This is a genomic window from Ruegeria sp. CDSC051, from assembly GCF_059610665.1.
This window is the reverse complement of the sequence record NZ_JBXWOC010000001.1, coordinates 895,399-915,359: the sequence shown is the minus strand read 5'-3', so window position 1 is coordinate 915,359 and position 19,961 is coordinate 895,399. Positions and strand designations below refer to the sequence as shown.

Annotated in this window: 16 protein-coding genes; 5 read left to right on the top strand and 11 right to left on the bottom strand. The window is 57.9% G+C overall.

Going from position 1 to position 19,961, the window contains the following annotated elements; all coding sequences use genetic code 11:
* Positions 1–69: 69 nt before the first annotated feature.
* On the top strand, positions 70–1,647 hold the full coding sequence (glpD, locus tag AC2FH0_RS04640; RefSeq protein WP_496700155.1) for a glycerol-3-phosphate dehydrogenase: 1,578 nt from the start codon (positions 70–72) through the stop codon (positions 1,645–1,647).
* A 37-nt stretch (positions 1,648–1,684) separates the two neighbouring features.
* Here glpD and AC2FH0_RS04635 read toward each other — a convergent pair whose 3' ends face one another.
* From AC2FH0_RS04635 to metG, 3 genes are all read right to left on the bottom strand, one after another.
* The gene (locus AC2FH0_RS04635; RefSeq protein WP_496690692.1) at positions 1,685–4,822 is read right to left on the bottom strand and encodes an efflux RND transporter permease subunit; all 3,138 of its coding nucleotides are present in this window, start codon (positions 4,820–4,822) and stop codon (positions 1,685–1,687) included.
* 3 nt (positions 4,823–4,825) lie between these two features.
* The gene (locus tag AC2FH0_RS04630) at positions 4,826–6,004 is read right to left on the bottom strand and encodes an efflux RND transporter periplasmic adaptor subunit (RefSeq protein WP_281972227.1); all 1,179 of its coding nucleotides are present in this window, start codon (positions 6,002–6,004) and stop codon (positions 4,826–4,828) included.
* A gap of 289 nt (positions 6,005–6,293) precedes the next feature.
* Positions 6,294–8,012, bottom strand: coding sequence for a methionine--tRNA ligase (gene metG / locus AC2FH0_RS04625; RefSeq protein WP_496788692.1), 1,719 nt, complete (start codon positions 8,010–8,012; stop codon positions 6,294–6,296).
* A gap of 256 nt (positions 8,013–8,268) precedes the next feature.
* Between metG and AC2FH0_RS04620 the strand changes: the two genes are divergently transcribed.
* Positions 8,269–8,985, top strand: a complete 717-nt coding sequence (locus tag AC2FH0_RS04620; protein WP_496750539.1) for an OB-fold-containig protein — start codon at positions 8,269–8,271, stop codon at positions 8,983–8,985.
* 33 nt (positions 8,986–9,018) lie between these two features.
* Entirely contained in the window at positions 9,019–10,683 is a 1,665-nt protein-coding gene (locus tag AC2FH0_RS04615) for a flotillin family protein (protein WP_496788691.1), read from the top strand.
* 39 nt (positions 10,684–10,722) lie between these two features.
* Here AC2FH0_RS04615 and AC2FH0_RS04610 read toward each other — a convergent pair whose 3' ends face one another.
* The 7 genes from AC2FH0_RS04610 to AC2FH0_RS04580 form a co-directional block, all read right to left on the bottom strand.
* Positions 10,723–11,946, bottom strand: a complete 1,224-nt coding sequence (locus AC2FH0_RS04610) for an MFS transporter (protein WP_496788690.1) — start codon at positions 11,944–11,946, stop codon at positions 10,723–10,725.
* 70 nt (positions 11,947–12,016) lie between these two features.
* Positions 12,017–12,613 carry a YceI family protein gene (locus AC2FH0_RS04605; RefSeq protein WP_496788688.1) on the bottom strand — a complete coding sequence of 199 codons (597 nt, stop codon included), beginning with the start codon at positions 12,611–12,613 and terminating at the stop codon, positions 12,017–12,019.
* Positions 12,610–13,824: an MFS transporter gene (locus AC2FH0_RS04600; protein ID WP_496695173.1), complete on the bottom strand. Its 1,215-nt coding sequence runs from the start codon at positions 13,822–13,824 to the stop codon at positions 12,610–12,612. Before AC2FH0_RS04600 ends, AC2FH0_RS04605 begins: the two co-directional genes overlap by 4 nt.
* A 61-nt stretch (positions 13,825–13,885) precedes the next feature.
* Complete coding sequence (locus tag AC2FH0_RS04595; protein WP_496788687.1) at positions 13,886–14,512, bottom strand: ImuA family protein; 627 nt, start codon at positions 14,510–14,512, stop codon at positions 13,886–13,888.
* A 48-nt stretch (positions 14,513–14,560) separates the two neighbouring features.
* Complete coding sequence (locus AC2FH0_RS04590; RefSeq protein WP_142634277.1) at positions 14,561–15,142, bottom strand: retropepsin-like aspartic protease family protein; 582 nt, start codon at positions 15,140–15,142, stop codon at positions 14,561–14,563.
* A 40-nt stretch (positions 15,143–15,182) separates the two neighbouring features.
* Positions 15,183–15,803, bottom strand: coding sequence for a MarC family protein (locus AC2FH0_RS04585; RefSeq protein WP_142634274.1), 621 nt, complete (start codon positions 15,801–15,803; stop codon positions 15,183–15,185).
* Complete coding sequence (locus tag AC2FH0_RS04580) at positions 15,800–17,653, bottom strand: ABC-F family ATP-binding cassette domain-containing protein (RefSeq protein WP_496788686.1); 1,854 nt, start codon at positions 17,651–17,653, stop codon at positions 15,800–15,802. The genes AC2FH0_RS04585 and AC2FH0_RS04580 overlap by 4 nt, the downstream gene beginning before the upstream one ends.
* A gap of 106 nt (positions 17,654–17,759) precedes the next feature.
* Here AC2FH0_RS04580 and AC2FH0_RS04575 point away from each other — a divergent pair, with 106 nt between their 5' ends.
* Together AC2FH0_RS04575 and ndk are read left to right on the top strand one after the other, a co-directional pair.
* The gene (locus tag AC2FH0_RS04575) at positions 17,760–18,962 is read left to right on the top strand and encodes a multidrug effflux MFS transporter (protein WP_496788684.1); all 1,203 of its coding nucleotides are present in this window, start codon (positions 17,760–17,762) and stop codon (positions 18,960–18,962) included.
* Positions 18,963–19,078: 116 nt separating this feature from the next.
* Positions 19,079–19,501, top strand: coding sequence for a nucleoside-diphosphate kinase (gene ndk / locus AC2FH0_RS04570; RefSeq protein ID WP_142634270.1), 423 nt, complete (start codon positions 19,079–19,081; stop codon positions 19,499–19,501).
* Between the two features lie 54 nt (positions 19,502–19,555).
* Here the strand turns inward: ndk and AC2FH0_RS04565 are convergent, their stop codons facing one another.
* Positions 19,556–19,903: a TfoX/Sxy family protein gene (locus tag AC2FH0_RS04565; protein ID WP_496687709.1), complete on the bottom strand. Its 348-nt coding sequence runs from the start codon at positions 19,901–19,903 to the stop codon at positions 19,556–19,558.
* Between the last annotated feature and the right edge of the window lie 58 nt (positions 19,904–19,961).

The window sequence follows — 19,961 nt, the reverse complement described above, 5'->3', positions numbered from 1 at the left end:
CCACATTGACGAACCGAGTATCGAACGGGTTAATTGCCGCACGTTTTCAGCAAAAGGACTGACCTGCAAATGGCACAGCAGACTGGCCAGGTTACTGACCTATTCATCATCGGTGGCGGTATTAACGGTTGCGGGATCGCGCGTGATGCGGCCGGGCGGGGATTGTCGGTGACATTGGCCGAGATGAACGACTTGGCATCGGCGACGTCCTCTGCCTCGACCAAACTGTTCCATGGCGGCCTGCGGTATCTTGAGTACTTTGAATTCCGACTGGTCCGCGAGGCGCTGATCGAGCGTGAGACCTTGCTGCGGGCAATGCCGCATATCAGTTGGCCGATGCGCTTTGTGCTTCCGTACCACGATGGGATGCGCTTTGACTCGGACACGCCGACATCGCGCCTGCTGAGCATGGTGATGCCCTGGATGCGCGGTCGTCGCCCGGCCTGGCTGATCCGTCTGGGCCTGTTCATGTATGACCACCTCGGGGGGCGTAAAATTCTGCCGGGAACTTCGTCGCTGAATCTACGGTCTGCGCCCGAAGGCGGCCCGCTGCAGAACAGGTTCGAAACTGCCTATGAATATTCCGACTGCTGGATTGAGGATTCCCGTCTGGTGGTTCTGAACGCCCGTGATGCCGAGGCCAGAGGTGCCGAAATTCTGGTCCGGACAGAGGTTCTGTCTGCCGAAAGGGTCGATGACCTGTGGCATGTCACGATCCGCGACAAGCAGAGTGATGAAACGCGCGTCGTCCAGGCCAAGATGCTGATCAATGCCGGTGGCCCTTGGGTCGGGGACATTATTCAGGACAAAATCCACGTGAACTCGCGTGAAGGCGTTCGGTTGGTTCGCGGCAGCCATATCGTAACCCACAGGTTATTCAACCATGACAAATGCTATTTCTTTCAGGGCGAAGACGGGCGCATCATCTTTGCCATTCCCTATGAGAGAGATTTCACCCTTATTGGAACAACTGATCAGGATCACCCAGATCCATCGGTTCCTCCAGTCTGTACTGAGTCTGAACAGGAATATCTGTGTGCATTTGCGTCAAAATATTTTGAGCAGCCTGTGACCCACGAAGACATCGTTTGGACTTATTCCGGTGTGCGCCCTCTGTATGACGATGGGGCCAGCAGCGCAACGGCCGCGACCAGAGACTATACTCTGAAGGTCAATGGGCTTGGCGGCGCTCCGGTTTTGAATGTTTTCGGCGGCAAGATTACGACCTATCGCAGATTGGCCGAAAGTGCGCTTGAGAAAATCGCTGAGTACTTCCCGGATTTGCCCGGTCCATGGACCGCTGGTGTTTCTTTGCCGGGTGGCGATTTCCCCGTTAGCGCAGTGCAAGACCTTATTGCCGGTCTGGAATTCGACTATGCCTTTTTGAATCGCACATGGGCGGAACGGCTGGTGCGCGCCTATGGAACCGAGGCGCGCGCTATTCTGGCCGATGCAAAGACCGCTGAGGATCTGGGGGAAGAGTTCGGGGCGACTCTGACCGAACGCGAAATGGAATGGCTGGTCACCAAGGAATATGTGCGCTGCGCTGAAGATGCCATCTGGCGCAGAAACAAGCTGGGCCTAAGACTTGATGCCGATCAGATCGCTGCCATCCAGCGCTGGATCGAAAAGCGCCTGGCCCATTAAAGAAAAGCCCCGCGTTTTTGGCGGGGCTTTTTTTGATTTATGCGGCTTCTTCCGAAGGGTCGGGGTCGTTCTTTGTCCCTTTGAGCCATTCCCTCAGCCCCTGCATCAGGGCGTAAAGTACCGGCACAAGGATAACGCCAACCAGAGTTGCCGCCAGCATTCCGCCAAAGACGGCGACACCGATGGCCTTCTGGCTAGCCGCTCCCGCGCCGTTCGCGGCAAGCAACGGTACAACACCCAACAGGAAGGAGAGGGCAGTCATCATCACCGCGCGGAAACGTTGATGGGCGGCTTCGGCTGCAGCATCTTTGATCGAAAGGCCATTGGCACGCTGTTCCATTGCGAATTCAACGATGAGGATACCGTTCTTCGACGCAAGCCCCACCAGCATGATCATCCCGATCTGCGTGTACAGGTTTATGTCGCTGCCCACGATGGCCACTGCCGCAACCGCCCCGAACAGGGCAACGATAACCGATAGAAGAATAGACACCGGCATCGACCAGCTTTCGTATTGCCCCACCAGGAACAAATAAGCGAACAGGACAGCAAGCCCGAGGATAATGATCACAAGGCTGCCGGATGCAAGCTGCTGTTGCGCGGTACCTGTCCATTCAAACGCGTATCCCGAGGGTAGGGCGTTGGCGGATTCTTCTGTCATCACAGTGATAGCGTCGCCACTGGACAGCCCTGGCGCAGGTACAGCTGTAACAGTTGCCGAACGAAACAGGTTATGCCGTTTTAACAGGACTGGCCCCAACACGTTTTCCACGTCGATCAACGTACCCAATGGAACCATATCGCCCTTGGTCGAGCGCACATACAGGTTCGAAATATCTTCGACCTTGTTCCGATAGCTCCCCTCGGCCTGAATCATCACGCGGTAGACGCGGCCAAACAGGTTGAAATCGTTCACATAGTACGAGCCTAGTTGGGCTTGCATCGTCTGAAAAATCTCAGCAACAGACACTTCCAGGGTTTTCGCTTTCTCACGGTCCAGATCGACAAATAGCTGAGGAACATTGGCCCGGAATGTTGTATAGGCCTGACCAATCTCGGGTCGCTGGTTTGCAGCATAGACGAAGGACCCAACGGCCGAGGCCAGATCCTGAGGCGTACCGCCCCCGACTTGCTGAACCTCCATTTCCACACCGGCTGACATGCCGAGGCCCTGTATCGGTGGCGGGTTGAAGGCCACGATCGAAGCTGCGGATTCGCCATTTGCAATCGCTAGAACCTTGCCCAGAATGGCATCGGCAGACAGGTCGGGATCTTGCCGCTCGTCCCAGTTGTCGAGGTTTACAAAAACGGTCGCTCCATTTGTGGTTGTGCCGTTCAGTAGCGAAAATCCGTTGATCAAAACTGTACTGGCAACCCCCGAGATATCGCGGATCTGGTCGTCGACCCGACCTGCGATAGTCTCGGTGCGTTCCAGCGTTGCCGCATCTGGCAACTGGATGTCCACAAAGAGATAGCCGTTGTCTTCAAGCGGAATAAAACCGCTTGATGTGTTCGACATGATCGTCCCTGTACCCATTGCCAGAACAACGATGACGCCCAGTCCGGCGACTGGCAGAATTAACAGTTTGCGCACAATGACAACATAACCGTCACGCAGCGTTCCGATGAAACGCTCAAACAGGGCCAGAATACCCTTGGGCGGACCCGAGCGTGCGCGCAGAACCAATCCGCAAAGCGCCGGAGACAAGGTCAAAGCGTTGATTGAAGAAATCACGACCGCAGTCGAGATGGTGACTGCAAACTGAGAATACAGTCGCCCCGAGATGCCAGGCATAAAGGTTACGGGCACAAAAACGGCCAGCAGAACCAGTGTGGTTGCGATGACGGGTCCGGTGATTTGGCCCATTGCTTTCCGTGTCGCCTCAGGCGGGGACAACCCTTCGTCGGCGATAATGCGTTCAACGTTTTCAACCACCACGATGGCATCATCGACCACGATCCCGATGGCCAGTACAAGCGCGAACAAAGAAATTGTGTTCAGGGACATCCCAAACGCCAGCAGGAACGCGAACGTCCCGATCAGCGAAACAGGAATAGCAACCGCCGGAATGATCGTGGCACGCCAACTGCCCAAAAAGACAAATACGACCGAAATCACCAAAACGAACGTCAGCATCAGGGTGGAAACCACGTCGTTCAGAGATTGTTCCACGAAGTCGGTCGTGTTGAAGGGTACCTGATATTCAACATCTGTTGGGAACGAACGCGACAGCCGGTCCAATTCGGCCTGAACACGATCAGAAACAGCCAACGCATTGGCACCGGGGGCTTGATAGATACCGATAACCGTTGCGGGTTCTGCCTGGAAATAGCCCGAAGCCGAGTAGAACTGCGCTCCAAGTTCGGTTCTGGCAATGTCCCTTATGCGTACGATTGCCCCTGCATCACCAGTACGGATGACAATATTGCCAAATTCAGCGGCCGAGGTCAGCCGGCCCTTGGTCTTGATCGTATATTGAAATGTCTGTCCCTCAGGGACCGGAGGCGAGCCTATCGAACCGGCAGACACTTCGATATTCTGTTCTCGGATAGCGTCTATGACATCACCCGGTGAAATCGACAGGGCGGTCATCTTGTCGGGATCCATCCAGATCCGCATTGCATATTCAAGGTTAGTCAGAACATCGGCTTTACCAACACCCTGTACCCGTGCCAACGCATCTTTCAGGTTGATCGAAGCGTAGTTCGACAAGAATACACTGTCATAGGTGCTTTTGGGTGAGGTCAGCGTGACCAGCATCAGCATATTGGTCGATGCCTTCTGAGTAACGACACCCGACGAAGTCACCTCTGACGGAAGCGAAGACATGGCCTGCGCAACGCGGTTCTGCACGTTAACGGATGCAATGTCGGGGTCGGTGCCGACTTCGAAGGTAATATTCAACGAATACGAGCCGTTATCCGAAGAGGTGGACGTCATGTAGATCATGTCATCCACGCCGTTGACCTGCGCCTCGATCGGCGCGGCGACGGTGTTCTCGACCGTTTCGGCATTGGCACCGGTATAGGTGGCGGAAACGCTGACGACCGGTGGCGTAATATCAGGAAACTGGGCGACCGGCAAAACCATATAGCCGATCCCGCCCATGATCGTCAGGACAAGCGAAATAACTAGGGCCAGCTTGGGCCGGCTGATGAACAGGGATGAGAACATCTGTTACTCTCCCGGCTGCTCGGATGCGGTGACAGCATCCACTGCCACACCCGGGCGCACGCGCTGAAGGCCCTCGACGATCACGCTTTCCCCTTCGCGCAGGCCGTCCAGAACGATCACAGCAGTTCCGACATTGTCGCCGGTGGTGATATAGCGCTGTTCGACCATTTGCTTATCGTTAACGACCAGAACGAAATCACCGCGCTGATCACGTGACAAGGCCGCCTGCGGGATCAGAACCTGCAAGGTCGGCTCCAGCGCTTCGATATGAACGCTCAGGAACTGACCATCGAGGATCAGCCGGTCGGCATTTGTGAATTCGGCCCGCATTGCAATCGTTCCAGTCAGCGGGTCGATACGGTTGTCAACGAAAACAATCGAACCTGTTTCGCCCAGATCCGATCCATTGGGCAGCGTTACATGCACATTCGGGCTTTTGGGGCTTTCAGCCAGCGACGATGCATTCTCGCCATATTGTTCAAGAACCGAGGTAAACTGTTTCTCGTTCAACGAGAAATTCACATACACTGGTGCCTCGCTGACGATATTCACCAATGGTGGGTTGTTCGGGCCGACAACGTCCCCGACGCTGATAGCGACCCGCCCGATACGGCCGGTGAACGGTGCGTGGACCTTAGTATAGCTCAGATCAAGTTCGGCCTGTTGGATCGCGGCTTTCGCGGCTTTGACTTCGGCAATGGCCACAAGTTCGTTGGCACGGGCGATATCCCGTTCGCTTTCCGGAGTGGCATCGCGTTTGTAAAGTTCTTCCTTCCGGGCCAGATCAACTTTGGCGAGCTCAAGATTTGCTTCGGCACGGTCCAGATCGGCATTCCGTGCATCTAGTGTCGCCTGATACAGGTCCGGCTCGATCGTGAACATAAGGTCGCCTTCATTCACCATCGCGCCGTCTTCAACATTCTGACTGTCCAGAAAACCGCTGACCCGGGCGACAATATCGGCCTTGTTCAGCGCCTCAGCTCGACCGATGAAAGTCGCCTCGTCCGTGATTTCTTGTGTGTAGGCCGCTGCAATGGACACTTTGGGCGGTGGGGCGTCACTTTTATCCTGCGCGGCAGCTGGCACCACCAACCCACACAGGGCCAAAGCTGCGGCATACCAAACGGATTTGGCTATGGGGTCATTCGGTCGAAAGCTGAAAAGTGTTGATGCAAGGATCATGGCAGAAGCCCCATTGAAACAAAAACTGGACACAACTCGGGTCGCCGCCAGCGGTCCGAGTCGCCTAAACTCTTCGTGAGGATGGCTGGTTTTGGTAGGTTTCTCAAGCGTGTTAGCCCGTAAGGCAATCGCTTACCCAAGGATATTTTTCTGTAGGGCGGCAGGTTTACGAAAATCGGCCAGGGCTAGGTTCCTGATCTGGCAAGGGCGTTTCCGGCAATCTGGATTAAACGCAAAATGAAAAAAGGGGGCCGTTAAGCCCCCTGTATTCTTTTCCCGGTCGGGTGTCTTACGTGCGGACACCTGCAAAACGGTCCTGCCAATCTTCGCGCTGTTCGTCGGTGATCTTGGCGAACAGAACATCAGGAACGGCAAAGTCGTGGCCTGCGGGCAGGGCGGACAGGGCCGCCGCAACATCGTCAGGCCAGCCGGTATCCAGCGTGTTCATCGCGCTCAGCATACGGGCGGTGGTTTCGGGAATGAACGGCGCACTGAGCACGGCATAGAGCCGGATCAAGTTCAGACCCAGACGCACCTGTACCGCGGCCTGTTCGGGATCTTCCTTGAAGGTCGACCAGGGTGCCGCGGATTGAAGATACTCGTTCCCGGCAACCCAGATGGCGCGCAATTCCTGCGCGGATTTGCGAACTTCCATCGCCTCCATGAACCCTTCATAGGCGCGGACGCGGCGGGTCAGCTCTTCGATCAGGGCCTGCTCGCGGTCCCCATAGGTGCCGCCTTGGGGCACCGCCTCGCCGAATTTTGAGCGGCAGAACTTGGTGATCCGGCTGACGAAGTTGCCCAACACATCGGCCAGATCCTTGTTCACCGATTGCTGGAAGTTCTCCCAGGTGAATTCGCTATCGCTGCTTTCAGGCGCATGGCTCAGCAGCCACCAGCGCCAGTAATCGGCGGGCAAGATGTCCAGTGCCTGATCCATGAATACGCCGCGACCTTGGCTGGTTGAGAACTGGCCGCCGTCATAGTTCAGGTAGTTGAAGGATTTCAGGTGGTCGACCATCTTCCACGGCTCACCCGAACCTAGAATGGTCGCCGGAAAGGACAGGGTATGGAAAGGCACATTGTCCTTACCCATGAATTGAACATAGCGCACGTCATCGGCACCTTTGTCAGTGCGCCACCAGCGCTCCCACTCGGTATCCGCTTTTCCGGTCGCATCAGCCCATTCCTTGGCGCAGGCGATGTATTCGATCGGCGCGTCGAACCAGACGTAAAAGACCTTGCCTTCCATACCCGGCCAGTCCTGATCGCCTTTCTTGACCGGCACGCCCCAGTCCAGATCGCGGGTGATGCCGCGATCCTGCAGGCCGTCGCCGTCATGTAACCATTTCTTGGCGATCGAGGTGGTCAGGATCGGCCAATCGGTCTTGGAATCGATCCAGGCGTTTAGTTGATCCTTCATCGCGGATTGGCGCAGATACAGGTGTTTGGTCTCACGCACCTCCAGATCGGTTGACCCGGAAATGGCCGAGCGCGGCTCGATCAGGTCGGTCGGATCCAATTGCTTGGTGCAGTTTTCGCACTGGTCTCCACGTGCACGGTCGTACCCGCAGTTGGGGCAGGTGCCTTCGATATAGCGATCCGGCAGAAACCGTCCATCGGCGTGGGAATAGACCTGCTTCTCGCTCACTTCGCGGATCAACCCGGCGTCTTCCAGCTTGCCCGCAAAATGCTGGGTCAACGCTTTGTTCTGGGCGCTGGATGAGCGGCCAAAGTGATCAAAGCTCAGGCCAAAGCGCTGTGCGATATCGGCCTGCACACCATGCATCTCGGCACAGTAATCAGCGACCGGCTTGCCTGCCTTGGCGGCGGCCAGCTCGGCCGGAGTGCCGTGTTCGTCGGTGGCGCAGAGAAACATGACCTCATTCCCCCGGCCGCGTTGATACCGCGCATATAGGTCGGCAGGCAATTGCGAGCCGATCAGATTGCCGAGGTGCTTGATCCCGTTGATATAGGGGATCGCCGAGGTGATGAGAATCCGAGCCATGTTCCGTTTCCGCGTATGTAACTGCAGGCTCGTCTATCGTATGTCACTGCCCAGCAAAAGCCCGGCTTTTGCACGGATGCCACTTTCCGGCCCCAGGCACCGAAAAAACCCCGAAGAACGGATTTCCCGACTGCCGCTGTGTCACCATGTTAATTACCCATAGGTTGAAATATAGAATCACAACCTCTTGAAACTTTGTCATGACTCCCCATATTTACTGCATACCATCGTATACAATAACGGAGACAGCCCACTGATGTTCAGCTTTCTACTCGAGGGTGCATTTGTGCCCTTTACCATTGCGATTGCGCTGTTGTTTGGCCTTTTGGGGCTGGAACTGGTGGCGCTGTTGCTGGGTGGAAGCCTGATGGCGGGTGAGGGCGACGTTGACCTTGATCTGGTTGACGCTCCGGAATTGGACATCGGTGATTTCGAACTTGATCTGGACGCGGATGTCGATCTGGGTGAGTTCGAGCTGGCCGAGGTTGCGGCGGAAACGCCGGTTGTGACCTCGGACGGTCCTGCAAGCTGGCTGGGCTTTGGCAAAGTGCCTTTCATGATCTGGCTGGTGGTTTTGCTGGCTGGTTTCGGCCTGTCGGGCATCGGTCTGCAACTGGGCCTGCGTGATGTGATGGGCTTTGATCTGCCCTCATGGATGGCTGCGATCCCGGCCGGGGCCTTTGGCATCTGGTTTGCGCGTGGCTTTAGCGCGGTCTTTGCCCGCCTGCTGCCGAAAACCGAGACCGAGGCGATGTCAGAACGGATGCTGGCCCGCCGTCGCGGTTTCATCTCGCAAGGGACGGCATCCCGAGGCCGCCCGGCCGAAGTGCGGGTCATGGACCGCTTTGGCAATGCGCATTACCTGCGCGCTGAACCCCTGCAGGACAAGGATACGCTGGAACAAGGCACCGAAGTGCTTGTCCTGCGCGACCGACGGCGCGACCGGTTCGTTCTGGTCGGCTTGTCAAACTAACCAATTCAACAACCCCAAATCGGAGGATTTTGCATGGAACTTACATTCCTAGCCGTCACAGTTGTGACCATTTTAGCGGCCGTTATGTTCATTGGCCTTGTACTGGCCCGACTGTACCGCCGCGCAACCCGCGAGGTGAGCCTGGTGAAAACCGGTGCTGGCGGTAAGAAAGTCATCATGGATGGTGGCGTCATAGTCGTGCCGCTTTTGCACGAGGTCAGCCCCGTCAACATGAAGACCCTGCGTCTTGAGGTGCAGCGCAGCGCCGAGGCTGCTTTGATCACAAAAGACCGGATGCGTGTTGACGTCGGGGTCGAGTTCTATGTCTCGGTCATGGCCACTGAAGAGGGTATCGCACGCGCGGCCCAAACCCTGGGCGCCCGTACATTCGATGTTGAGCAACTGCGTGAGATGATCGAAGGCAAGCTGATCGACGGTCTGCGTGCCGTGGCTGCGCAGATGACCATGGACGGTCTGCATGAAAACCGTGCCGATTTTGTGCAAGAGGTGCAGAATGCCGTCTCCGAAGACTTGCTGAAAAATGGTCTGTCGCTGGAATCGGTCTCGCTGACTGCGCTGGACCAGACACCGTTCGAAGCGCTGGATGAGAACAACGCCTTTAACGCCGTGGGTATGCGCAAGCTGGCCGAGGTGATTGCGACCTCGAAAAAAGAGCGCGCGCAGATCGATGCGGATGCCGAGGTTGAAGTGCGCCGTGCTGCGATGGAAGCCCAGCGTCAGAAGCTGTTGATCGACAAGGACGAAGAGCAGGCCCGCATCGAACAGACGCAACAGATCGAAACCCTGCGCGTGGCGCAAGAGGCTGAGATCGCCGCGCGGACCGAGGACTCGGTGCGTGAAACCGAACGTGCCCGGATTGCCCGTGAAGAAGCCATTCGTGGCGCCGACATTGAGCGCGAGCGTAAAATCCGCGAGGCCGAGATCTCGAAAGAGCGCGAGCTGGAGGTTGCCGAGCAAGAGCGTCAGATCATCATCGCGCAGAAATCCGAAGAGGAAAGCCGCGCCCGTGCGTCTGCCGATCTGGCCCGCGCTGAGGCGACCAAAGCGACCGAAGCGGTGGTTACCGCCCGTCAGGTGGCCGAGGCCGAGCGTCAGAAGCAGATCGTGCTGATCGAAGCGACGCGTGAGGCTGAACGTCAGGCCACAGCCATCCGTCTGGCCGCCCAGGCCGAGAAAGAAGCTGCCGCCGACCGCGCCGAAGCCCGCCGTGAAGAGGCGCAAGCCGAAGCGGATGCGCTGAACATCCGCGCCGAGGCCAAGAAGAACGACATGCTGGCCGAAGCGGAAGGTAAGCGCGCGATTGTCGAGGCTGACAATGCCCTGTCCGTTGATCAGATCCGCCTGAAGGTTGATCTGGCCCGGATTGAAGCGATGCCGACGATCATTGCGGAAATGGTCAAACCTGCCGAAAAGATCGACTCGATCAAGATCCATCAGGTTGGCGGGATCGGTGCCGCCGGTGGTGGCGGAGGCGCCAATGGCGACAAGCCGGTGGTGAACCAGGCGCTGGATTCGATCATGGGTATGGCCGTGCAGATGCCCGCGCTGAAAAAGCTGGGCGAAGAGCTGGGCCTGTCGATGGAGAACGGTGTGGGCGGTATCGTCAACGGCGCGCTCGAGCCGACGGTTGATCCGGTGGAAGAGGTCGAGGTGGTCGACAAGGAACCACGAACCTAACACTAAAGAGAAAGGGCCGGGATTTTCCCGGCCCTTTTTCTATCGTTCCTCGCGGGATCGTTTCAGCAAGCGCCCGATGGTAAACGAGGTTCGCGGTGAATAGACATAGCTGGTGCGTTCCTCGGGTGTTGGCCGCGACCGCATCCGCGCCAGACCAAAGACGATCAGGAACACGTGGCCAAGCGCTACAAAGGCAAAAAGCGCGCCGGGTCCAAAGGATTGAATCAAAGTGGATGACACGTAAGGCGAGGCAATCGCACCCAGCGCATACCAGAACATCAGCGCGGCAGAGAGCTCGACCCGCTGTTCGGTTGTGGCAAAATCGTTGGCATGTGCGGATGAAACTGAGAAAATCGGGAAGGTCGTAAAGCCGAACAAACACGCGGCCAGCATGACGCCGACGGTTCCGGTGTTGCTGGTGGCCATGGTCACACCGCAGCTTAGGACGGCGGCTACCGAAAGCCAGATCAGTACCCAGCGCCTGTCGTATTTATCGGCCAGCCACCCCATCGGATATTGCGCCAACGCGCCGCCCAGCACGAAAGACGCCAGGAAAAACGCGATCTGATCGACGCCAAGCCCGACCTCTTGCCCGTAAACAGGGCCGACCATCCGAAAGGACGCCGAGCTTAACGCTGCAACCACCACCCCGGCCACCGCCAGAGGAGAGCTGTTCCAGGCCAGTTTCGGGCGCAGCCGCGGGGCGTCGGGCGTTTCGGGCTGGCTGGCGCGGGTCAGGGTCAGTGGCAACAGGGCAGCGCAGCACAGGATCGCCAGCAAGTTATATGAGACATATGATGCTGGTGGCAGAACTGCGATGATCAGCTGGGCACAGAGGGACGCGCCCATATCGACGATGCGATAGGTGCCCATGGCGCGCCCGCGCGTCTCATTCGTGACTTTTGCGTTCAGCCAGGCCTCGATCACTGTGTAGCACCCGGCGACACAGGCGCCTGACGCGATCCGAAGCATCGCCCAGATATAAGCGTTGTCCGTCAGGGTGTGCCCCAGCAACCCCATTGCGCCCAAAGCTGTGCAAACGGCAAATGCCCGCGAATGGCCGACGCTTCCCATCAGGCGCGGGGCCCACCAGCATCCCACAAAGAAGCCAACGAAATGGGCCGAGCCCAACAGACCAATTTGCCCGGTGGTGAAATTCAGGGTCAGGCCGGAAATCGCATCCAGCGGGCCAACGCCACCGGTGGACAGTTGAAGCAGAATGACGGAAAGAAATAGGGCGGCAAAGGAAATGATCGTGCGCATGATGGGCTCAGATTGCGATATTTCCAGCGCGGTGCGCGCGGCTTATCGACTTTGTGGCGTCGTTTTTGATCTATCCAGTCTTTTTGATCTTGGCCCGGATATCAAGGCCAACAGTTTCCTTTACGAGGTCGGAATAACCCGAGGCGCCAAATTCGTGACGGTTCAGTGAACCGCTGAGTTGGATGGAGAGGTTATTCAAGTTGTCTCGGGCGCTGCCGGGCGGGCGAAATATATTGGCGCGCAATGTGATTGGTCGCGTTACGCCACGCAAGGTCAGATCTCCTGTGATCTCGGCCCCGTTCGAGATACGTCCACCTTCGCCAAGCTGAATATCGGTCGAGGTGAAATGAATTGTGGGAAATCCTGTGGCGTCCAGAACCCCAGCGCTGAGCATCGGTTTGCGGGCAAAGGGCAGGTTGGTTCGCGCCTTGGCAACGTTCAGCGAAACATCCACCCGGCTGTTGGCCAGGTCGGTCATGTCAATTCGGATATCTGCAGATCGTATCGGCATGGTTCCGGACTGTGTGATTCCGGACAGCTCGAACGTAAAATCTAGGGAAGTGCCATTGCGGACCAGTTCATAGGGACGCAACCCGGCCAGAGCCGGGTGCGCAAATGGAAGGGCGGTCAACCCGGACAGTACAGCGCGCCTTGTCAGTTGGGTCATATCATGACCTCCTGCCTGCGGGGCCGCGATCGCCTTAGCAACATCAGCAGGATAGCGATGTTCAGCCCGTTCCAGAGGATGCCATTGATAAAGGCCAGTTGATAATTTCCGGTTAAGTCGTATATCCACCCGGACATCCATCCGCCCAGTGCCATGCCCATGATGGTCATCATCATGACAAAGCCAACGCGTGCTCCGGCCTCTTGCGGGGGCATATATTCACGTACGACCAGCGCATAGCTGGGGACAATGCCGCCCTGCGCCAGACCGAACATGAGGCTGATAATGTAAAGTGAGGCCATCCCGTCATAGGGAAGGAACAGAAATAGGGCGATACATTGCAGGAAAGAGCCGACCAGCAATGTCATCAACCCGCCCAGCTTGTCGGCGACCAACCCCGAGATCACTCGGCTGACCACGCCGCCCAGCAACATCAGCGAGAGCATCTCGGCCCCGACCGCCGGGCCATATCCGAGCCCGACGCAGTAGGACACGATATGGACCTGCGGCATCGACATGGCCACGCAACAGCCGATTCCGGCCAGACCAAGAACGTATTGCAAGCTGCGGGGCGATATTCCCACGCTGCGCGCGTTGATCTGCGCATTGGCGGCGGCGGTCTGATGGGCCTCGATCGGGACTTGCCGGCGCAGCAGCAGAGACAGGGGTATGACAACGAGCAGCGTTATGACCGCCAGCGTCAGATAGACCTGCTGCCATCCCTCACGTGCAAGGATGCCTGACAGAAGCGTTGGCCAGATCGCCCCGGACAGGTAGTTTCCGCTGGCAACCAACGCCACCGCAATCCCGCGGCGTTTCATGAACCAGTGTGAGATATCCGCGATCAGAGGGCCAAAACCAACAGCCGTGCCCAACCCCAACAGCAGATGGGCCAGTGACAAGAGCAGCATATTCGGCGCCCATGTTGCCAACAGATAGCTGACCGCGCTCAGAAGGGCGGCACCGATCAGTGCCTTGGTCACGCCCAACCGATCAACCAGTTGCCCCAGCCACATGTTCCCCAGTGCAAACCCGATCATCGACAAGACATAGGGAAATGAGGCTTCGGCCCGACCGGCGCTGAATTGCGCCTCGATCGCGGGCATCACGACGATTACCGCCCACATGCCCACATTCGCCACCGTAGCGATTGCGAGGGTGATCAGAAGGCGAAGCCAAGAATAGCGGCTGTCATGGATTGGATGGCTCATACCGGAACGCTAGGGTTGGATGTGGCACTTGGCTAGTCACAAGTGCTGTGAGCCGCGTAACTTATTCCCCCCAATACACATCTTGGGCTTTGATCCGCGTCAGGTTCAGCCCGGCATGTGGCTTGGTCTGGGTGGCCTGCCAGCTGACCGAGGGCAGGGCGCGGGCGCGACGGCGGGTCAGGGTCCAGCAGGGAACCCCGGCGTGATGATCCGCAGCCATGTGCCAGCGGGTTTCAACCCCCTGTGCGCCGCCATCGCCAGGGGTCAGTAGCAGGCCCAGCGGGGCTGGCCCCATCGTGCCGCCTTGTTCCGCGGCCAGATGCATCCGTCGGACCGGCGTCAGGCCGGGCGCCTCGGGCAGATCGCAGATCACCAGTGGGGTTGCCCCGCTGCGCAACGCTTCTTCCATGCACCACAGCAGATCCTCGGCATGGTTGGGGCGGGCAAACAGGAACCGAGCAGGATCGGCAAAGGCCATCATCCCGCCTGGGTGCAACTGGCTTGCCTCCCACGCGGGGGAAATCCACAACACCGGCCCCTGTGCCTGACCGGCCAACCACATGGCAAAGCTGCGCCGGGCGGGGCCGCAGGCCTCGTGCACGCGGGCCAGTTGCAGAGTGATCTGCGGATGGAGCTGCAGCCCCGCCATTTGTCGTGCAGGCTTGCGGCCAAGAAGATGTGTGGACATGCTATTACTCTAGCATGTTCTTATTATGTTCTCAATATCGAGAGGGCATCAGCGCGACAGGATCAGACGCCCATCCGCGAATTGAATATTCGAGAACCGGTGCAGGTAATCCATGCCCAGCAAGGACTGATCCAGCGCCCCTTCATTCACCCAGGCCGAGACATTGCGATCCGTGATCGGCCCCAGTTCAAGGCTGTCCAGCCGTATCGGGGCGGTGCGCACCTCGCCATTGGCCGTCAGGGCCCGCCCGAAATAGTTCAGCTGATCGGGGTCAACACCGATGCGTCTTGCATCCGCCTCGTTCAACACAATCTGGCTGGCGCCGGTATCGACCAAAAAGGTGATGGGTTCTCCGTTGACCAGAACCGGTAGATAGTAATGCCCGTCATAAGCGCGCGGCACTTCGATGCTTTCGCCGGTCACGGTCATCTGCGGGGCAGGGCCCACAGTGCTGCGGATATCGCCCCATAGTCCATAGGCGGCAATGATGCCGATAAAAATAAACACCCAGGCCAGAGCCTGTTGCAACGTTTTGTTCAGGCTTTGCCGGTTCTGAGAGATAAACCAGGCCACGACCGCTGCGCCCAACAATCCAAGATAGGCCAGATTTGCAATGCTGTCGCCGTCCATACCGCTACCTTACTGCGTCACTCGAATCCAATATGGGGATTTATGACGCAAATCCAAAGGCTTTTAGCCCATCCAAGATAAACTGAACTGACAAGGCCGCCAGCAGCATGCCCAACAGGCGGGTCAGCACATTCAGCCCGGTCTTGCCCAGAATTCGTGCCACCGCGCCTGAAGACAGGTAGGTGACGAACACCATCGCCACTACGATCAGCATCATGCCGATCACCACGGCCAGACCCTCTATGCCCGGATGCTGCCCGGCCAGCAGGATCATTGTGGCAATCGCGCCGGGTCCTGCAATCAGGGGAATACCCAGCGGAAATACCGAAGGATCAGGATGCTCTTCTTCTTCGGCGCTGTTTTCGCGCCGCTTGGTGCGCCGTTCGAACAGCATGTCCAGCGCTGTGAGGAACAACAGAACGCCGCCCGCAACGCGGAACGCCTCCATCGAGATGCCAATAAAGCCCAGAACCGCCTCGCCGAATGCGGCGAACATGGCCAGAATCCCAGCCGCCGTCAGACAGGCGCGCACCGCTATTGTATAGCGCGCATGCCGATCCATGCCTTGTGTCAGGGCCACAAAGATCGGCGTTTGTGCTGGCGGATCAATGACCACAAGCAATGTTGTAAACGAGGTTATGAGAAAGGCTGTATCCATCATGCTGCGGTCTCTGCCTGTTCCAACCGCTCTGCCGCAACCACCCAAAGCGCCTCGGCTTTTTGCATTGCCTCGACCACCTCGGCAAATTTCCGGTTCCAGGTCGCCAGGTCGTTGATCTTGTCGTCTTCATACAAACTGGGGTCCGCCAGTTTGGCCGAGAGCTTTTCGTGCATATCCGTCAATTTCTCGATCCGTTCCTCGCATTTGCGCAGATCGGCGCGCAGGTTCAGAACCGCCTCGCGCGATGGGCGTTTGGGCTTGGCCGTCAGCGGCTTTTCCTTAACAGGTTTGTCGCGGCCCAGCAGTAGGGACCGATAAGATTCCAGATCCCCGTCAAACTGTTTGACGGATCCGTCCGAGACCAGCCAGAGGTGGTCCGCCACCAGCGACAGTAGGTGCATGTCATGACTGACCAGCACCACGGCCCCGGAATAGGCGGTCAATGCCTCAACCAGCGCCTCGCGGCTTTCGATGTCCAGATGGTTGGTCGGTTCGTCCAGAATCAGCATATGCGGGGCGTCGATGGTGGCCAGCAGCAGCGACAGGCGCGCCTTTTGACCGCCGGACAGCCGCCCGACCTTGGTTTCTGCCTGATCGGCATTCAATCCGAACCCGGCCAAACGCGAGCGCCACTTGCCCGGTGCTTCATTCGGGCGCAATCGGCGCAGATGATCCAAGGGCGTCTCGTCCACATGCAGCTCATCCACCTGATGCTGTGCAAAATAGCCGATGCGCAGTTTGGTGCTGCGGCTCATCTTGCCAGCCATCAACGGCAGACGATCAGACAGCAGCTTGGACAGGGTCGATTTGCCCTGACCGTTCTTGCCCAGCAGCGCGATACGGTCATCCTGATCAATGCGCAGGTTCAGTTTGCGCAGCACCTCGGTCTCGCCGTATCCCGTCACACCGCCTTCGATCTGAATGATCGGGGGCGACAGTTCTTCGGGTTCTGGGAAGGAAAAAGCGCGCAGAGCAGCCTCTTGCGGGGTCGAGACCAACTGAATGCGTTCGATCATCTTCAGGCGCGACTGAGCCTGAACTGCTTTGGACGCCTTATAGCGAAAGCGATCCACGAAGCTTTGCAGATGCGCGATGCGCGCCTTGGCCTTGGTGTTTTCCGATTCCGCCTGTGCCAGACGTTCGGCGCGGCGTTCCGCGAATTTATCGTAAGGCACCGCGTAATAGGTCAGCTTGCGATCTTCCAGATGCAGGATTGACCCCACAGCGCGGTTCAGCAACCCGCGGTCATGGCTGATTATGATCACCGTGTGCGGATATTTCGCCAGATAGCTTTCCAGCCACAGCGCGCCTTCCAGATCCAGATAGTTGGTCGGTTCGTCCAGCAGCAACAGATCAGGCTGCGAGAACAGCACCGCTGCTAGCGCGACGCGCATGCGCCAGCCGCCGGAAAAGTCCGAACAGGGTTTCAGTTGATCCTCGTCATCGAACCCCAACCCTTTGAGGATCGAGGCTGCGCGCGCTTCGGCCGACCAGGCGTCTATATCGGCCAGCCGGGTCTGAATATCGGCGATGCGTCCGGGGTCCGTGGCACTATCGGCTTCAGTCATCAGTGCGCTGCGCTCGGTATCGGCGGCCAGAACGGTATTGATCAGTGAGGCATCGGACGAGGGCACCTCTTGCGCCACGCCACCAATACGCGCCCGTTTCGGGACAGCGATACTACCCGATTCCAGCGCCAGTTCCCCCCGGATCAAGCGAAACAGCGTGGTCTTGCCGGTGCCATTGCGCCCCACTAGTCCAACCTTGTGGCCATCGGGGATGGTTGCGCTTGCGCCCTCGAACAAAGGGCGGCCTTCAACGGCATAGGTGATGTCTTGAATCCGTAACATATGCTGCTCTTAGCAGAGCCGTTATGCCGCCGCCAGCGGCTTGCATGTTCAACCGGCATTCGATGTGTTAGCGCTGATTTGCCTGAAGTTTTCACACGGTTCCATCATGCATACAGCCCGAACACCTCCGTCGTTGGTCACGCTGGTCTTTGCCACGGCGTTGTCGGTACTGACGCTGAATATGTTCCTGCCATCGCTGGCGCATATGAGCGCGGACTTTCAGGTGGATTACGGCCTTATGAATCTGGCGGTTGCGGGATATCTGGCGGTTTCTGCTGTGCTGCAACTGATCATGGGTCCTCTGTCGGATCGATATGGGCGCAGGCCGGTCCTGTTGATCTGCATGTCGATCTTCGTGGTCGCATCCATCGGCTGTGTGCTGGCTGGGTCAATCTGGGTGTTTCTGGGTTTTCGCCTCGTTCAGGCTGTGGTTGTCGCCGGGTCTGTGCTGTCCAGCGCCTCAATCCGAGACCGCTATCCCCCCAACGAGGCGGCCAGCAAGCTGGGCTATGTCGCAATGGCTATGGCGCTGGCGCCAATGCTGGGACCGATGTTGGGCGGCGCGTTGGACATGCTGTTTGGCTGGCGCTCGGGGTTTGTTCTGTATTCCGTACTTGGCACCGGTCTGCTGGCTTTGCTGTGGTTTGATATGGGAGAGACCAATATAAACCGCGCCCCAACATTCGCGGCGCAGCTGAAGGAATATCCGCATCTGTTCCGCGCCCGAAGGTTTTGGGGTTATGCCCTATGCGCGGCATTTTCGATCGGCGGCTTTTTCAGTTTTATCACCGGTGCACCGTTGGTTGCAGCTGCTTGGTTTGATCTGAGCCCCGCGATGCTGGGTCTTGGGATCGGCATTATCACCGGCGGGTTCATGGTCGGGAATTTTGTCACTGGCCGATTGGCGGCGCGGACGCAGTTAACAACGATGATCCTGATAGGGCGGAATGTGGCCACGGCAGGGCCGCTTTGCGGGCTGCTTCTGTTTTGGGTCGGGCTTGGTACGGTTTGGGTCTTTTTCGGCTCGGCCATCTGTGTCGGTTTCGGCAATGGACTGACCAACGCCAATGCATCGTCGGGCGTGATGTCGGTTCGTCCCAAACTGGCAGGCAGCGCGGCGGGCCTGTCAGGTGCAATGATCGTTGCGCTGGGGGCGGTTCTGACCACGATCACCGGCGCCTTTGTCAGCCCGGAAAACGGACCCTTTCTTGTGCTTGGCATGATGTGCGGGTGCAGCTTTATCGGCCTTCTGGCCGTGCTCTATGTTCGTAGGATCGACCGTCTGGACCCGTTGCCCGGCACATTGTGACCGGCAAAGCGCCGGAGCAGGGCATCATAACACTTTTCATAAGCTACAGACCATGATACGCGGCCCGCGATGGATTTCGGCGCGGGCCCCGCGCCCTATTTTAAGGAGAGGCCGACATGGCACTGGAACGCACATTCTCGATCATCAAACCCGATGCAACCCGCCGCAACCTGACTGGCAAGATCAACGCCAAGTTTGAAGAGGCCGGTCTGCGCATCGTAGCGCAAAAGCGCATTCACATGACCAAAGCACAAGCTGGCAAGTTCTATGACGTCCACGCCGAGCGCCCGTTCTATGACGAACTGTGCGAATTCATGTCGTCCGAGCCGGTTATTGTACAGGTTCTGGAAGGCGAAGGCGCCATTGCCAAGAACCGCGAAGTCATGGGCGCAACCAACCCCGCAGATGCGGCCCCCGGCACCATCCGCGCTGAGTTCGCTGAATCGGTTGGCGAGAACTCGGTCCACGGTTCAGACGCACCGGAAACCGCAGCGGTTGAGATCGCCTATTTCTTCTCGGGCATCGAACTGGTCGGCTAATCTGTTTTAAGATCAAGCCTATAAAGCCGCTCCCGGGGTCGGGGGCGGCTTTTCCTATGCGGGTTTCAAGTCGTCCGAAGATATCCGGACGCCGATCGCATCCAAGTCGGCGATCATCTTCGTTTGCGGCGCAGTGCTGTTGCTGGCTTTGATTGCGTCGAACCTTTGCCGCAGGGCCTTTTTCTCTTCGCCTTTGCAATCGTTCCAGGGGCGGCCTTGCAGCCCCATCACCAAAACATAATAGCCGATGAAATGAGGGCGCGATCCTGCCTGCAAAAGTTTTGCATAGGCCGCGTCGGGGCCTATCTCGCGCAGTTGCTGGGCCGAGTGGATACCGGCACGCGCACAAGCCTGTTCATAGGCCGGGCCGAGATTACGGATAGTTGAGATCGGGTCAGACATAATCGACGTTTTAACCGGTGTCAGAATTACTGTCACCCGATCCTTTTTTACCTTTGCG

Excerpts from the sequence above, each read along its gene's own strand:
- glpD (WP_496700155.1), top strand. The coding sequence starts at position 70 with ATGGCACAGCAGACTGGCCAGGTTACTGACCTATTCATCATCGGTGGC.
- AC2FH0_RS04635 (WP_496690692.1), bottom strand. The coding sequence starts at position 4,822 with ATGTTCTCATCCCTGTTCATCAGCCGGCCCAAGCTGGCCCTAGTTATT.
- AC2FH0_RS04630 (WP_281972227.1), bottom strand. The coding sequence starts at position 6,004 with ATGATCCTTGCATCAACACTTTTCAGCTTTCGACCGAATGACCCCATA.
- metG (WP_496788692.1), bottom strand. The coding sequence starts at position 8,012 with ATGGCTCGGATTCTCATCACCTCGGCGATCCCCTATATCAACGGGATC.
- AC2FH0_RS04620 (WP_496750539.1), top strand. The coding sequence starts at position 8,269 with ATGTTCAGCTTTCTACTCGAGGGTGCATTTGTGCCCTTTACCATTGCG.
- AC2FH0_RS04615 (WP_496788691.1), top strand. The coding sequence starts at position 9,019 with ATGGAACTTACATTCCTAGCCGTCACAGTTGTGACCATTTTAGCGGCC.
- AC2FH0_RS04610 (WP_496788690.1), bottom strand. The coding sequence starts at position 11,946 with ATGCGCACGATCATTTCCTTTGCCGCCCTATTTCTTTCCGTCATTCTG.
- AC2FH0_RS04605 (WP_496788688.1), bottom strand. The coding sequence starts at position 12,613 with ATGACCCAACTGACAAGGCGCGCTGTACTGTCCGGGTTGACCGCCCTT.
- AC2FH0_RS04600 (WP_496695173.1), bottom strand. The coding sequence starts at position 13,824 with ATGAGCCATCCAATCCATGACAGCCGCTATTCTTGGCTTCGCCTTCTG.
- AC2FH0_RS04595 (WP_496788687.1), bottom strand. The coding sequence starts at position 14,512 with ATGTCCACACATCTTCTTGGCCGCAAGCCTGCACGACAAATGGCGGGG.
- AC2FH0_RS04590 (WP_142634277.1), bottom strand. The coding sequence starts at position 15,142 with ATGGACGGCGACAGCATTGCAAATCTGGCCTATCTTGGATTGTTGGGC.
- AC2FH0_RS04585 (WP_142634274.1), bottom strand. The coding sequence starts at position 15,803 with ATGATGGATACAGCCTTTCTCATAACCTCGTTTACAACATTGCTTGTG.
- AC2FH0_RS04580 (WP_496788686.1), bottom strand. The coding sequence starts at position 17,653 with ATGTTACGGATTCAAGACATCACCTATGCCGTTGAAGGCCGCCCTTTG.
- AC2FH0_RS04575 (WP_496788684.1), top strand. The coding sequence starts at position 17,760 with ATGCATACAGCCCGAACACCTCCGTCGTTGGTCACGCTGGTCTTTGCC.
- ndk (WP_142634270.1), top strand. The coding sequence starts at position 19,079 with ATGGCACTGGAACGCACATTCTCGATCATCAAACCCGATGCAACCCGC.
- AC2FH0_RS04565 (WP_496687709.1), bottom strand. The coding sequence starts at position 19,903 with ATGTCTGACCCGATCTCAACTATCCGTAATCTCGGCCCGGCCTATGAA.